At 51.5% G+C, this 14,852-nt stretch carries 14 protein-coding genes; 2 read left to right on the top strand and 12 right to left on the bottom strand.

Going from position 1 to position 14,852, the window contains the following annotated elements:
• Window positions 1-932, bottom strand: a 932-nt coding sequence (locus Q7T06_RS02540) for a thiamine pyrophosphate-binding protein (RefSeq protein WP_304779637.1), incomplete at its 3' end; no start/stop codon positions are given.
• Between the two features lie 274 nt (window positions 933-1,206).
• On the opposite strand from Q7T06_RS02540, the gene Q7T06_RS02535 reads away from it, so the two are divergent.
• Window positions 1,207-1,815 carry a Crp/Fnr family transcriptional regulator gene (locus Q7T06_RS02535; RefSeq protein WP_304779635.1) on the top strand — a complete coding sequence of 203 codons (609 nt, stop codon included), beginning with the start codon at window positions 1,207-1,209 and terminating at the stop codon, window positions 1,813-1,815.
• Between the two features lie 32 nt (window positions 1,816-1,847).
• Here the strand turns inward: Q7T06_RS02535 and Q7T06_RS02530 are convergent, their stop codons facing one another.
• The 9 genes from Q7T06_RS02530 to Q7T06_RS02490 all read right to left on the bottom strand — a co-directional run bounded on the left by Q7T06_RS02530 (window position 1,848) and on the right by Q7T06_RS02490 (window position 11,823).
• Window positions 1,848-2,681: a cytidylate kinase family protein gene (locus tag Q7T06_RS02530; RefSeq protein WP_304779632.1), complete on the bottom strand. Its 834-nt coding sequence runs from the start codon at window positions 2,679-2,681 to the stop codon at window positions 1,848-1,850.
• Window positions 2,682-2,924: 243 nt separating this feature from the next.
• On the bottom strand, window positions 2,925-4,454 hold the full coding sequence (locus tag Q7T06_RS02525; protein ID WP_304779629.1) for a tripartite tricarboxylate transporter permease: 1,530 nt from the start codon (window positions 4,452-4,454) through the stop codon (window positions 2,925-2,927).
• A 66-nt stretch (window positions 4,455-4,520) separates the two neighbouring features.
• Entirely contained in the window at window positions 4,521-5,042 is a 522-nt protein-coding gene (locus Q7T06_RS02520) for a tripartite tricarboxylate transporter TctB family protein (RefSeq protein WP_304779625.1), read from the bottom strand.
• A 102-nt stretch (window positions 5,043-5,144) separates the two neighbouring features.
• Window positions 5,145-6,167: a tripartite tricarboxylate transporter substrate binding protein gene (locus tag Q7T06_RS02515; protein ID WP_304779622.1), complete on the bottom strand. Its 1,023-nt coding sequence runs from the start codon at window positions 6,165-6,167 to the stop codon at window positions 5,145-5,147.
• A gap of 855 nt (window positions 6,168-7,022) precedes the next feature.
• Window positions 7,023-8,033 (bottom strand): 2-dehydropantoate 2-reductase, encoded by a 1,011-nt coding sequence (locus Q7T06_RS02510; RefSeq protein ID WP_304779619.1) that lies wholly within the window; start codon window positions 8,031-8,033, stop codon window positions 7,023-7,025.
• A gap of 18 nt (window positions 8,034-8,051) precedes the next feature.
• Entirely contained in the window at window positions 8,052-8,819 is a 768-nt protein-coding gene (locus tag Q7T06_RS02505) for a fumarylacetoacetate hydrolase family protein (RefSeq protein ID WP_304779616.1), read from the bottom strand.
• A gap of 197 nt (window positions 8,820-9,016) precedes the next feature.
• Window positions 9,017-9,892, bottom strand: a complete 876-nt coding sequence (sucD, locus tag Q7T06_RS02500; RefSeq protein ID WP_304779614.1) for a succinate--CoA ligase subunit alpha — start codon at window positions 9,890-9,892, stop codon at window positions 9,017-9,019.
• A 2-nt stretch (window positions 9,893-9,894) separates the two neighbouring features.
• Complete coding sequence (gene sucC, locus Q7T06_RS02495) at window positions 9,895-11,061, bottom strand: ADP-forming succinate--CoA ligase subunit beta (protein ID WP_304779611.1); 1,167 nt, start codon at window positions 11,059-11,061, stop codon at window positions 9,895-9,897.
• Between the two features lie 426 nt (window positions 11,062-11,487).
• Window positions 11,488-11,823, bottom strand: coding sequence for a hypothetical protein (locus Q7T06_RS02490; RefSeq protein WP_304779606.1), 336 nt, complete (start codon window positions 11,821-11,823; stop codon window positions 11,488-11,490).
• Window positions 11,824-11,974: 151 nt separating this feature from the next.
• Between Q7T06_RS02490 and Q7T06_RS02485 the strand changes: the two genes are divergently transcribed.
• A complete protein-coding gene (locus Q7T06_RS02485) occupies window positions 11,975-12,970 on the top strand; it encodes a LysR family transcriptional regulator (RefSeq protein WP_304779604.1) in 996 nt (331 codons plus the stop codon).
• A gap of 68 nt (window positions 12,971-13,038) precedes the next feature.
• Here Q7T06_RS02485 and Q7T06_RS02480 read toward each other — a convergent pair whose 3' ends face one another.
• Entirely contained in the window at window positions 13,039-14,022 is a 984-nt protein-coding gene (locus Q7T06_RS02480) for an NAD(P)H-quinone oxidoreductase (RefSeq protein WP_304779601.1), read from the bottom strand.
• Between the two features lie 226 nt (window positions 14,023-14,248).
• A partial coding sequence (locus Q7T06_RS02475; RefSeq protein ID WP_304779598.1) for a phosphomethylpyrimidine synthase ThiC occupies window positions 14,249-14,852 on the bottom strand: 604 nt, incomplete at its 5' end.

Raw genomic sequence — 14,852 nt, 5'->3', positions numbered from 1 at the left:
ATGTCGATTTGCACGAACTTCTTCGCGCCACCCCAGGTTTTGCCCTTGCCATGTGACAGCAGCCAGTTCAAACGTGCGCCGATCAGAACAACAACGTCGGACTCTTGCAGCACCATCGAACGCGCAGCAGCAGCGCATTGTGGATGGGTATCGGAGACCAGACCTTTAGCCATCGACATAGGTGTGAATGGGATACCTGTTTCTTCGATCAGCGCTTTGATGTCTGCGTCGCATTGTGCGTATGCAGCGCCTTTGCCGAGCAGGATCAGTGGCTTTTTAGCGCCTTTGATCAGCTCAACAGCGCGAGCAACAGCCGATGGGCCTGGGATTTGTTCTGGCGCTGGATCAACTGGAACGAACAGGGTTTTCGCGCCTTCTTCTGCGCTCATCACGGTGCTGAACAAACGTGCCGGGATATCCAGATACACGCCGCCTGGGCGACCCGACAATGCGGTACGGATAGCACGGACAACAGCAACGCCGATGTCTTCAGTACGGTTGATACGGAAAGAAGCCTTGCAATGCGGACGAGCGATGTTCAACTGATCCATCTCTTCGTAATCGCCTTGTTGCAGGTCGACGATTTCACGCTCTGACGAGCCCGAGATCAAGATCATCGGGAAGCAATTGGTGGTGGCGTTAGCCAGTGCGGTCAAGCCGTTCAAAAAGCCTGGTGCGGAAACGGTCACGCAAACGCCCGGCTTCTTGGTCAAGTAGCCAGCAACCGATGCTGCATAACCAGCATTTTGTTCATTGCGGAAGCTGAAGAACTTGTTACCACGCGCTTGCCACATGCGGCCGATTTCCGTCACTGGGATGCCGAGCAGGCCATAGATGTTGGTGATGCCATTCATTTCCAAGGCTTCCATAAGAAGATGGAAGCCGTCGGTCAGCTCTACGCCTTCGGGTACTACTGCTGTCGCGTTAGTCATGATGAAATGTTCTCTTTCGATAAAGGTTGAGCAACGTTGCCCAGTGCCGTGTCAATACCGTGCTTTTGACGGTCATTATTACTTGCAAGGCACCTCTAAAAATCAAATCGGCGATTTTTAGAGATACCCTTAGTTATGCGCTTTTACGCATAGCTATCCAAGTGGGCGTATCATATCGATCTGTTCGCGCTTCTATCATTGACCCCGGTCAATTTTCATCGCATGATATTCACCCCTTCTTAACAACTGCCTTCTTGGCCTTTTGATACTGTAAATGCCGACTGTAGATAACCATCCGGAACGAAACATCATCCGCGTCCAACTGAAGCAAAATCATGTCTTGAAAGACATGACCGATGCCGAATGGGCGGAGCTGGAACCCCATCTGCTCGTGGTCGATTGCCCAAAAGGCGATTTTCTACTGCATCAGGGCGTGCACGAAATGGAACAGTATTTCATACTCGACGGCATACTGAAGCGCGTCGTCACCAACCAGCAAGCCAAGGAAATGATATTGCGTTTTGCAGATGAGCGCAGCATAGAAACCAGCTACGCTGCGTGGCGCCTCAAAACACCTACGCCTTACAGTATTATTTGCGTGACCAAGGCACGCGTCGTGAAATTGCCATTATTGCAATGGATCGCCTTTATTGAAAAGCATGAGCACGTCAAACAGGCATTTGAATACGATGTCATGCATTTGATGAGCGACATCATGGCGCATACGATCACGCTGCATTTGCTTGACGCACCAGGTCGGGTGCAACGTTTCGTGCGCAAACATCCCGAACTGTTTGATCGCATCCCGAAAAAGGAACTGGCTTCCTACCTGAATCTTTCTCCCGAGACACTGAGCAGACTGAAGCATCAAGGAAAAATCTGACCTCATTTATCAGACGAGGTCAGATGTCTACGTTAGTACTTTCCTGAAGAATAAAGCTTGGAATTGGCCATCAAGCGCAACTGATTGTCGACACTCGCCACACCAGCCACACCCGCAGCAACTTTCCCCGCCGCCGCCAGCTCATCCGCACGCAAGACTATACCGCTCAACGTCACCCGGCCGTTACTGGCCTCTATCGTGACATTGACGTCATGACTGGCGGCCGCACTCTTCAGTGCTGCGCGCACATGCATTTCCAGCGTCATGTTTGCCAGTGCAGCTTGCGATGCCGTGGTTTCCTGAAACTCGGGACGGTTCGTCAGGTTCATGATTTGCGATACGCAGCTTTCCACTGAAATACGATCGGTGTTCAGCACCAAATCATAAAGGACCGGGTCTCCCCACGTTACACCGAACTGCTGATGCATGCGTGCAGCATGTGCTGCATCGCTGCGACGAATTTCAGCCTCGGCAAAAGCAGCATCGTCTGTTTCCAGGTGCCCCATCAGCCATGCGACCCGATTGTTCATGGAGCGCGTAATCCGGACCGTCACGACGTGCGGCACAGGCCGCAGCAGGCAGGTTGCACCCCAACCACGCAGCACCACATTTCCCTTGTTTGCGAGCTCGAATACTTCCTCAGCCGTATAGATCGCCATGCCCTCTTCGTCGGTGGTCACCCGGTCGACAAAACCAGCCCGCCCTTCGCGCAGACGACGAATCACGCTTTTGCTGATGTCCATCTTTTCCGCAAGATGATCAATTACTTCGTGGCGCATCACGGCAAGATTCTGCGTTTGCGCAAGATGCATTGCAACATCCTTGGCAAGTGAGCCCATTTCCTGCGTCATTGCGATCACTGGCATAGCTATCTCCTTTGGTTATGGTTCAACGTACAGTACACGAGATATGGATAAAAACCGGCTCGAGGCCGGCAACATCTATCAACTTCAGACAAAATAAAATTGCTAACGTTCTAAGCCCAGAAACAACAATGCCTCACACGGCAGACACCGTGTGAGGCATATCGGATCAGATCGGCGCAAGAGCCAGATCTTTCAGCACCCCGTTGTGCGGGGTACCGTGATCACAGGTATGGCGAAAAACAATCAATCTACTGGACGATCCGCAGCGAACTCATCCACTTTTGGTGGGCGAATTTTTGCAATCAGGCGCCCAATCAAAGGCCAGAACAACATCAACAATGCCAGACCGGTGATCGAGCCTACCAGTGGGTTCGAGAACATGATAGACATTTCGCCTTGCGATGTCAGCATCGCTTGACGGAATGAATCTTCTGCCTTGTCGCCGAGCACGAGTGCCAGAACCATAGGAGCAAGCGGGTAGTCCAGTTTCTTGAACAGGTAACCGATCACGCCGAACACCAGCATCAACCAGATGTCGAACATTGCGGTGTGAACAGTGTAAGCACCGATTGCGCAAATCACGATAATCACTGGAGCGATGATCGAGAATGGAATACGCAGGATCGATGCAAACAGCGGCACTGTCGTCAACACAACCAGCAGACCAACCAGGTTACCCAGATACATACTGGCGATCAAGCCCCAAACGAAGTCTTTTTGCTCAACGAAGAGCAATGGACCAGGTTGCAGACCCCAGATCAACAAGCCGCCGAGCAACACTGCAGCCGTTGGCGAACCTGGGATACCCAGCGCCAGCATAGGCAGCAATGCCGCCGTACCAGCAGCATGTGCAGCGGTTTCAGGAGCAACAACACCTTCGAGTTCACCGGTACCGAACTTCGAACCGTTCTTCGACATTTTTTTAGCAATGCCGTAAGCCATGAACGAAGCAGGGGTTGCGCCGCCTGGCGTAACACCCATCCAGATACCAACCAGCGAGCTGCGCAGCGAGGTTGCCCAGTATGCAGGCAGTTTTTTCCAGGTTTGAAAAACGATTTTTGGATCGATTTTTGCAGATTTACCCGAAAATGCCAGGCCTTCTTCCATCGACAACAGAATTTCGCCGATACCGAACAAGCCGATAACTGCAATCAGGAAGTCGAAACCACGCATGAATTCTTCGAAACCGAAGGTCAGGCGCAATTGGCCAGTCACGGTATCCATACCAACCGAAGCCAGTGCGAAACCGAGTGCCATCGAAGCCAGGATCTTGAACGGCGAACCTTTGCCCATACCAACGAAGCTGCAGAAAGTCAGCAGATAAACCGAGAAGAACTCTGGAGGACCAAAGCGCAACGCAAATTTAGCAACCAGTGGTGCCATAAAGGTGATCATGACAACCGCAACAAACGCACCAATGAATGATGATGTGAATGCGCCAGTCAAGGCCTCACCTGCACGGCCATTTTGCGCCATCGGGTATCCATCGAAGGTGGTCGCAACGGACCACGGCTCGCCAGGGATGTTAAACAGGATCGAAGTAATCGCCCCGCCGAACAATGCACCCCAGTAGATACACGACAACATGATAATTGCCGATGTTGGTGTCATCGAGAATGTGAGTGGCAGCAAGATCGCCACACCATTCGCGCCGCCCAAACCAGGCAAGACGCCGATCAAGACCCCCAACACGATACCGATTACCATCAGTAACAGGTTCATTGGGGTCATGATGACCGCAAACCCGTGAAACAATGAATTAATTTCGTCCATTTTACTTAAAACTCCTTGAATTCCAATCTGACTCGACAGCTATTGCCGGATTTAACCGTGCAATGCTTAATAACCGAGGAAGCTCAAAAGATCGATGGACCCTTTGAACAGGGGCACTTTGAACCAAACCTCGAACATGAAGAAAAACACGGTATTGACGCAAACTGCGGAAATAACGGCTTTCAGTGGCGAGAATTTGCCGAGGAAGACCATGAACAAGGCAATGTACACAGCGGAAGAAACATAAATACCGAAAACCTGGATCGCGCCGACATAAATTGCAGCAGGAATCAAGACTTGCAGTACGCGCTTCAATTGCTCGCCATCGACAAATACTTCAGTATTTTTATTTTTTGCAAACAGCGCTTGAAAAAGCGTGCCGGCGCCCGAGATACAGATCACAAGGCCAATATAAAATGGGAAATAGCCGGAACCAGGACCATCGGTAGTCCAACCCGCGCCCAATTCCCAACTTGAAATAGCGACAACAATACCCAGCAACAGCAGAAGAGCAGCGACAACTGCCTCTACAACATAAGTGGCCACACCCGTACGAATGCCACCGCTGGATTCTAAATTCTGATCCATGAGGAATGCTCCTGAAAATTTTCTACAATAATTTGGGGCGCCCGAGTAAAGACACTACCGATATTCCCGGTAGTATCTTTACTCTTCGACCCCGATGATCTATTACTTCTTAGCCATGAAGCCAGCTTCTTGCATCAGAGTAGCGTGTTGCTTCTCTGCTGCTTCGAGCCAGACTTTGAAGTCATTGCCGGTTTTGAAGGTAGTGTTGAAAGCACCTTTTTCCATGTAATCTTTCCATTCAGGTGTTTCACGCACCTTCTTGAACAGATCCACGTAGTAAGCCAATTGATCCGGTGTCACGCCAGCTGGCATGAAAATACCGCGCAGCATGGTGTACTCGGTAGGAATGCCGGCTTCTTTGCAAGTCGGGATGTCATTCCATGATTGGGTTTCGGTGATTTTAGCTTTGTAAGGCATACGGACTGAATCAAACACACATTGTGCCTTCAGCTTGCCTGCACGCCATTGCGCAACTGCTTCGATCGGGTTGTTCACGGTTGATTGCAAGTGATTGCCAACCAGCTGAACAGCCACTTCTCCGCCGCCTTTGAACGGGATGTAGATGAACTTGGTACCCGTTGCTTTTTCCAGGCCGACCGTAATGATCTGATCTTCCTGCTTGGAGCCTGTACCGCCCATTTTGAACTTGTTAGGGCCGGCAGCTTTTACCGCTTCAATATATTCTTTTGCGGATTTGTATGGCTGCTCTGCATTGGTCCACAAAACAAATTGATCCAGAGCCAACATCGCGACTGGCGTCATTTCTTTCCAGTTGAATGGGACACCGGTTGCCATAGGCGTGGTGAACAGATTCGACAGGGTGATGATGATTTTGTGTGGATCGCCTTTTTCGTTTTTGACGCCGAGGAAACCCTCTGCACCAGCACCACCCGATTTATTGACGACGATCAGTGGCTCTTTCATCAATTTGTTTTTGATGATCACGCCTTGAATCAAGCGCGCCATTTGATCAGCGCCGCCGCCGGTACCAGCTGGCACGACGAACTCGACTGGCTTGGTTGGCTCCCAGGCAGCGAATGCTGGGGTTGCAGTGATAGCTAATGTAGCAAACGCGCCAGCTGTTGCCTTGACGATGCCACGTGTTGTAATGAATTCCTTGATCATTGCTGTCTCCTGTGAATAATAATTTTGCATACTTATTACTAACTTGCCGCGTCGATGTGCCTTGTGAGCACTAGCACCGTGCGGCGTGCGGTGCCCTATAGAACATAACTTTGTAGTTACTTAATATTTTTTCTTCGAGGATAGTGTGGCTTTTCTCCGAAAAATCTCTTGACCGGCGTCAAGTTTCCAAGACTCCGGGCTATTGTTCGATTGCACTTTTTAAGTTTCGTTCGGGTAACATTTTGTAAGTTATTGATTTGTCGCGATGGTCTCCATTTACCATCACTACAAAACTCAACTCACAACTGCGTTTGAAGTGCCAATTTTATTTATATGCGGCTACTTCGTTCCACTACCCGACACTCAAATCTGTAACGTATTTATTCGCGCTAACACTGCATAAATTTTACTTTGCGTGAGTGTGGCATCCTTGACAGAGAAATTGGAAAATAATTTTATCTGCACGTATGGTTTGCACTTCAAATCATTTTAATTCTTACTGTCTTGCAATCTTATCCGCCACCGATTGCGCGCCAACAAGGGGCGTAAATTCTGCGCCGCCCTCATCGCCTCGACTCAAAACTCAATTCTTCGAGCCGTGAAGCAGACTTTCTTACGATCAATGATTGTCATCATTAACCATTTAAAACCGAGTGCACAATCCGTATTTATACGTACTGCACCGATATGCAACATAACAGCGCCATATGACATGCCCGCGACAAAATCAGGCATGCATGGAAAGTCGGATCGATTGCCCCACACATCCTCGCATCGTGCCGGCTGTCAAAATCGCGGCGAAAAAAAGCCTGCGAAAAAATCTCCGCAGGCTTTAATTTTAACGACCCATACCGTTTAAGCGATTTTCTGCAGCTTGACCAGGCCGGACTCTTCAGCCATGGTCTTGGCCAGCAGCTTGACCAGCGCATAGACGGTATCAATGTGCGGCGTAGGCGTTTCAGTCAGACGTCCGAGCTCAACCACAGAGCCGACCAGCGCATCAATCTCGGGGTCACGACCAGCCTCAACGTCCTGCAGCATTGACGTCTTGTGCTTGCCTACTTTTTCAGCACCGGCGATACGCTTGTCCAGCGTTACGCGGAACTCGATGCCCAGCTTGTTGGCAACGGTTTGCGCTTCCGTCATCATCGCAGCCGCCAGTTCACGCGACAGCGGGAATTGGCAGATATCCTGCAGGGTCGAGTGCGACAAGGCGCTGATAGGATTGAAAGTCAGGTTGCCCCACAATTTCAACCACATTTCCGAACGGATGTTTTCGAGCACTGGCGCCTTGAAGCCGCCGTTGGTAAAGCATTCCGAAACGCGGGTTGCACGTTCGCTGATCGAACCATCGAGTTCGCCGATAGGGAAACGATCGCCTTCGATGTGTTTAATCACGCCTGGAGCGATCAATTCCGATGCCGGGTAGACGACGCAGCCAAGTACGCGGTCAGCCGGGATCTGGGCGGTAATCTTGCCGGTCGGGTCGACGCTTTCAACACGCGTACCGGCCAGCTTGCCGCCATGCTTGTGGAAGTACCAGAATGGAATACCGTTTTGCATCGTGACGATGACGGTTTCAGGTCCGATCAGTTTTGGCAGATCGTCGGCGATCGCTTCCAGTTGATGCGCCTTCATTGCCAAGACGATGATGTCTTGATGGCCCGCTTCGTCGTAGTTGTTGGTTGCCTTCACATTCGACGCCACGTGCTCGGTGCCGTCGTGCATGATCAGTTTGGCGCCATTCTTGCGAATCGCTTCCAGATTGGCACCGCGCACGATAAACGTAACGTCTTCACCTGCCAGCGCCAACTTGACGCCCACGTAACCACCGATCGCGCCTGCTCCGATAACTGCAATTTTCATACTCTTACCTCGCGACTATTATTTAAAATCGTTTGTGAGCTTGCCGATGCCGGCAATCTCGATCTCGATGACGCTGTTCGGCTTCATCGAGCCGACACCGACGGAGGTGCCGCACAGGATGATGTCGCCAGGGTTCAGCGTCATGTCGGCAGAAATCAGACTCACCAGTTTCTGGACCGAAAAGCGCATGTCGCTGATCGGGTAGTCTTGTCGGATATCGCCATTCAGAATTGTTTTAACGACCAGTGTGGTCGGGTCTATGCCGGTCGCAACCACAGGGCCGAAAGGACAGAAGGTATCCAGGCCTTTGGCGCGCACCCACTGCGGGAACGATGCATCGCGATTGAGGATGTCGGCAACAGTGACGTCATTGGCGACGGTGTAACCGAACACATAATCCAGCGCGTCCGCTTCAGATACACGCTTGGCAGTCTTGCCGATCACGATGCCGAGCTCGCCTTCAAAGACGATTTTTTCATCTGTAGGCGGCTTCTCGATCGTTTCGCCTGGATTCAAATACGAGTTTGGCGACTTGATCAGATACAAAGGTTCTGCAGGATCTGCCAGATTCAATTTTTTCGCCAGTGCGTGGAAGTTGTTCCACATCGCGATGATCTTGGTTGGCTGAGTCGGCATCAACACTTTGACGTCATTGAGTTTCAAGACGGTGTCGGTTTTGACTGGACGGGCAAACATGTCGCCTGTGTAGACTTGAATATTATCGCCTTCAAGCGTACCGAATTGGGTATTACCTGCGTGACTGAAACGAATCCAGTGTTGTGACATTTTTCACTCTTTTCTTAAAATTTCGAAACTTGTACTGTTACTCAGTGGCAGACCAGCGCGAACTTGTATTTCTATCGCGGTCACATCCGGCGTGCGCAATTGGCGCATCAGCATGTGTAACTATCTCTACAGAAAACATCGTGTATTTTCTGTAGAGATAACACTCCCCATGCAAGAGGAGTGTTAAGATTTTCTTGTTACAGAACCGATTTCAGCAAACGGCCCATTTCAGCAGGGTTACGTGTGACTTTGATGCCGCACGCTTCCATTACTGCCAATTTCTCTTGCGCCGTACCTTTACCACCGGAAATGATCGCACCGGCGTGGCCCATGCGTTTGCCTTCTGGTGCGGTAACGCCAGCGATGAAACCGATCACTGGTTTCTTCATGTTGTCTTTGACCCAGCGCGCGCACATTTCTTCTGCATCGCCGCCGATTTCGCCAACCATGATGACTGCATCGGTATCAGGATCGTCATTGAACATGCGCAGGATGTCGATGTGCTTCAAGCCGGAAACTGGATCGCCGCCGATACCGACCACGGTCGATTGACCGAGACCGAATTCAGCCAGTTGACCAGCTGCTTCATAGGTCAAGGTACCCGAACGCGAAACGACGCCGATGCGACCTTTCTTGTGGATGTGACCTGGCATGATGCCGATCTTGATTTCGTCTGGCGTAATCAAGCCTGGGCAGTTCGGCCCGAGCAGCAAGGTTTTCTTGCCTTCCATGCGTGCCTTGGTACGTATCATGTCGCGTACTGGAATGCCTTCGGTGATGCAGATCACCAGATCCATGCCGGCATCCACTGCTTCATCGATAGCAGCTGCCGCGAATGGAGGCGGAACATAGATGACAGAAACGGTTGCGCCTGTTTCTGCGGCCGCTTCCTTGACGGTTGCGTAGATAGGTACGCCTTCAAACGATTCGCCAGGTTTCTTTGGGTTCACGCCAGCAACGAAACAGTTTTTACCATTTGCGTATTCGATACACATTTTGGTGTGGAACTGACCGGTCTTGCCGGTGATGCCTTGGGTGATGACTTTAGTATCTTTATTGATCAGGATTGACATGCTTATTTCCCCTGTGCTGCGTTGACGACTTTTTCAGCCGCTTCAGCCATGTTGTTTGCAGTGATGATAGGAAGACCGGACTCAGCCAGTATCTTCTTGCCCAGTTCTTCATTGGTGCCCGCCATGCGAACGACCAGTGGAACTGTCAGATCAACCTGCTTCGCTGCTGCGATCACGCCTTGTGCGATCACGTCGCACTTCATGATGCCGCCGAAGATGTTGACCAGAATCGCCTTGATGTCCGGGTTTTTCAACATGATCTTGAATGCTTCGGTGACTTTCTCGGTCGTTGCTCCGCCGCCGACGTCGAGGAAGTTGGCAGGCGAGCCGCCGTACAACTTGATCACGTCCATCGTCGCCATTGCCAGACCAGCGCCGTTGACCAGGCAGCCGATATTGCCATCGAGCGAGATGTAGGTCAGATCGAATTTCGATGCTTCGATTTCAGCTGGATCTTCTTCATCCAGATCGCGCATTTCGACGATTTCAGGATGACGGTACATAGCGTTCGAATCGAAATTGAATTTCGCGTCGAGTGCAACGATACGGTCGTCGCCGGTGACGATCAATGGATTGATCTCAGCCAGTGACGCATCAGTTTCGTCGAATGCCTTGTACAAGCCTTGCATGAATGCGCGCGCTTGTGGAACCGAACCTTCAGGTACGCCGATTTTGCGGGCGATGTCATCAGCCTCGCTATCGAGCAAACCTTTGACAGGATCGATGAATACCTTGTGAATTTTTTCTGGCGTATGTTCAGCAACGTGTTCGATGTCCATGCCGCCTTCGCTGGATGCCATCAGGGCAACGCGCTGGCTGCCACGGTCAACGACCATGCCGACGTACAGTTCTTTCTTGATGTCGGCGCCTTCTTCGATCAGCAAACGCTTGACCAGACGACCTTCAGGACCGGTTTGATGCGTCACCAGTGTCATGCCCAGAATCTGGGATGCATACTGACGCACTTCATCGAGCGATTTTGCAACTTTAACGCCGCCGCCTTTGCCGCGACCGCCAGCATGTATCTGCGCCTTGACAACCCAGACTTTGCCGCCCAGGGTTTCAGCCGCTTTGACAGCTTCGTCTACGGAAAAACATGGAACGCCTTTTGGTGTCGTAACACCGTACTTACGCAGTATTTCTTTTCCTTGATACTCGTGGATATTCATGATCGTCCTTGTTGATAACCAATTTTTGGCAGCGTATCGCTACGATAAATTTTTTTTTGCATTTAATCCACGCAAAAACCGTCGATGCTCCCGGCAAAAGACTCTTATTCTAACAGTTGCCAAATTCGAATTAAACGGTGACCGGGATTGTCCGAGAAGCGTCTCTCAAACTCCTTGACCACGGTTAAGATTCGATACTTGCCGCTGCGAATCAATTTTACTTATTCAGCCACCGATTTTCAAACGACGCCGCGCAAACATAGCACAGCGACTCCATCAGTCACTTTTTTACACACAACAAATTGAGTGAGCTACATACTATACGCGGTGCGGCATCGAACCGATCAGTTGATGTGAACAGTACAGCTGTCTTGCCTTCATGTCGCGATTGCAACAGGTCATGATGAAGCGCGCATGATGCAATGCTCAAACGCCGACTTCGCCCCGTTGGATTTCCGCCCAGTTTACCGAGCGGGTCACGCGGGTTCCGCACGCAGTCATGGTTTCAAAGCAGCGTGCCTTGGCGGTTTGTATTGCTTCAATCAGGAAATCAGCTTCATACACTTTCAAGAGATGCGGTTGGCATGTTTCCAGATAATGTTGAAGGCGATTCCGTCCACCAGCAGCGACAGCGAGATCGTCGCTGGTGTTAGCATCCCAGTACCAGCTCAAGCCGAGATCGTAGAACGCCGCGTTATAGGCGTTACGATGAAGATCTGCTGCATCATCTGCAGTATATTGATCCAGCGCGGCATTGAACATGGTGAGTCTCCTAATTATGTACTTATTGGTGCTCGTTCTGAACAGGTTTTCCAGACTTGAGTTGCATATTAGGGTTAAAAAATGATTAGGTATAGTTAAAGTATTTAATCATAATGATTCCTTTAAGCTTATACATTAAATTACCTGCACCATGAAAAATGCCACACTCAGGCAGTTGAAGGTTTTCGAGACGGTAGCCCGTCTCTTGAGTTTTTCGCGCGCGGCAGAAGAACTGCATTTAACGCAGCCTGCCGTTTCCACCCAGGTGAAGAAACTGGAAGAGCATGCCGGGCTGGCCCTGTTCGAGCAACTCGGCAAGAAAATATTCCTGACGCCGGGCGGCTCTGAACTGCTGTATTACTGTCGTGCAATCATTCAGCAGTTCCAGGAAGCTGAAGATGCGATGACGCACTTCAAGGGCATCACTGGCGGAAAACTGAATGTAGCCGTGATCAGCGCAGGCGATTATTTTTTCCCGCGCCTGCTGGTGGAATTCGCGCGCAGCCACCAGGGCGTAACACTGAATCTGTCAGTGCACAATCGCGAAGGTCTGCTGAATCAACTGGCCAACAACCTGACTGATCTGGCGATCATGGTGCGCCCGCCTATAGACATGGATACCGTCAACGAACCGTTTGCACCGCATCCCTATGTCATCGTCGCCGCACCCGACCACCCTTTGGTCTGCAAAAAAAACATCCCGCTCAAGCGGCTGTTGCAAGAGCCGTTTGTGGTGCGTGAAAAAGGTTCGGATACCTGGAATTCGATGGAAGAAGGCTTCGGTGGCCGTGTCAACGATATCAATATCGCGATGGAAATCAAGAGTACCGAAACCATCAAGCAGGCGGTCATAGCCGGCATGGGCATCAGCTTTTTATCTGCGCACACGATCAGCCTGGAATTGCAGGCCGGTAGCCTGGCCGTGCTCGACGTGGAAGGTTTCCCGGTGATGTTGAACTGGTATGTCGTGCACAGGAAAAACAAGCGCCTGCCGCCAGTGGCGCAGGCATTCAAGAACTTCCTCTTGAATGAAGGTCCGGAATTGATAGAACGCATCATTCGCTACAACCCGAAACCGGGCAAGCAATTGAGCGACGCCCCGCTTAAAACGGGCGCAAAGAAAATCCGCGCAGCAAGCAAAAAATAATCTGGCAACATTAAAAAAGCCCGTATGTCATCGCAGACGTACGGGCTTTTTTCACGCGATCGATGCGATCAATTCGATACTTTCAAAATGATCTTGCCGATATGCGTACTGCTTTCCATCAAGGTGTGCGCTTGCGCGGCCTGCTCCAGTGGGAAAGTCTGATAAATCACCGGCTTGATCTTGCCCGCTTCTATCAAGGGCCAGATGCGAGCGCGCAATTGGTCGGCAATGGCTTTCTTGAATGCGACAGGACGCGAACGCAAGGTGGAGCCGGTAATCGTCAAACGGCGCAACAGTATCTGGCCCAGCGGGACATTCGCCTTGTTGCCGCCCAACAGTGCGATGAAGACCAGGCGGCCATCATCGGCGAGGCAACTGATTTCACGCGGCACGTAATCACCGCCTACCATGTCCAGTATCACGTTGACGCCTTTGCCGCCGGTGGCTGCCTTGACGATTTCAACAAAATCTTCCGTCTTGTAATTGATGCCACGCTCCGCTCCCAGCACTTCACAGGCGCGGCATTTTTCATCGCTGCCGGCCGTGGCAAATACCCGATGGCCGAGTGCCGTGGCGATCTGGATCGCCGTCACGCCGATGCCGGATGTACCGCCCTGCACCAGCAAGGTTTCATCGCCAGTCAGGGATACGCGATCAAAGACATTGCTCCAGACGGTGAAGAATGTTTCCGGCAATGACGCCGCCTCCACTGCATCCAGGCCTTTCGGTATGGGCAGGCATTGCTCGACAGGCGCGGTGCAATATTCCGCATAACCACCGCCTTGCGCCAGCGCACACACCATGTCGCCGAGTTTGAAACCGCTGCCTTCGATATCGCCGCCGACCACTTCACCGGCCACTTCCAGGCCAGGCAAATCCGATGCGCCCTTGGGCACCGGATAGTTGCCGGTGCGTTGCAGCACATCCGGACGATTCACACCGGCAGCGTGAACCTTGATCAGCAATTCACCGGCCCTGGGTTCGGGAATCGGGCGCTCGCAGAGCTGCAATACATCTGGAGGGCCGGGCTGGGTAATCTCGATCGCGCGCATGGTAATCCTTAATTGTGTAGATGTTGAAGGCAGCAAGGATATTCGATTATCCGCTAGTCTGCCTATCGGTATGCTAAAGCGGGGGATGCCCGCGGCGAATTTCCATGGTCAACAGTCGCCGGAGCAAGCATATGCCATGATAAAAACGCCGCTGTAAACGCACAAGGCAGCCTGCGGCTGCCTTGTGCGTGTTTCTATGCCTAACCAAAGGCATCAATTTCCATCATTACTGTTTTTGATAAATTTCCGAACCGCTTTTCACAAACTCTATCGATTTGACTTCCATCCCTTTTTTCAAGGCCTGGATTTCAGTAATCCCTTGCTGGGCTGCGTACTCGCGTACTTCCTGCGTGATTTTCATCGAGCAGAAATGCGGGCCGCACATCGAACAAAAGTGCGCGACTTTGGCAGAATCCTTGGGCAGGGTTTCATCATGGAATTCGCGCGCCTTGTCCGGGTCGAGACCGATGTTGAATTGATCGTCCCAGCGGAATTCGAAACGCGCCTTAGACAAGGCGTTGTCGCGTATCTGCGCCCCGATGTGACCTTTGGCCAGATCGGCAGCATGGGCTGCAATCTTGTACGTGATGATGCCGTCCTTGACGTCGACCTTGTTCGGCAAGCCCAGGTGCTCCTTCGGTGTCACGTAGCACAACATCGCGCAGCCATACCAGCCGATCTGCGCGGCGCCGATGCCGGAGGTGATGTGGTCGTAGCCCGGCGCGATGTCGGTGGTCAAGGGTCCCAGCGTGTAGAACGGCGCCTCGTGGCACTGCTCCAGTTGCAGGTCCATGTTTTCCTTGATCAGCTGCATCGGCACCCGATGCAGC

The organism is Herminiimonas sp. (genome assembly GCF_030645555.1).
Classification (GTDB): Bacteria; Pseudomonadota; Gammaproteobacteria; order Burkholderiales; family Burkholderiaceae_D; genus Oxalicibacterium.
Note: the sequence above shows the minus strand (reverse complement) of the source record. Positions and strands in the feature narration are given on the sequence as shown.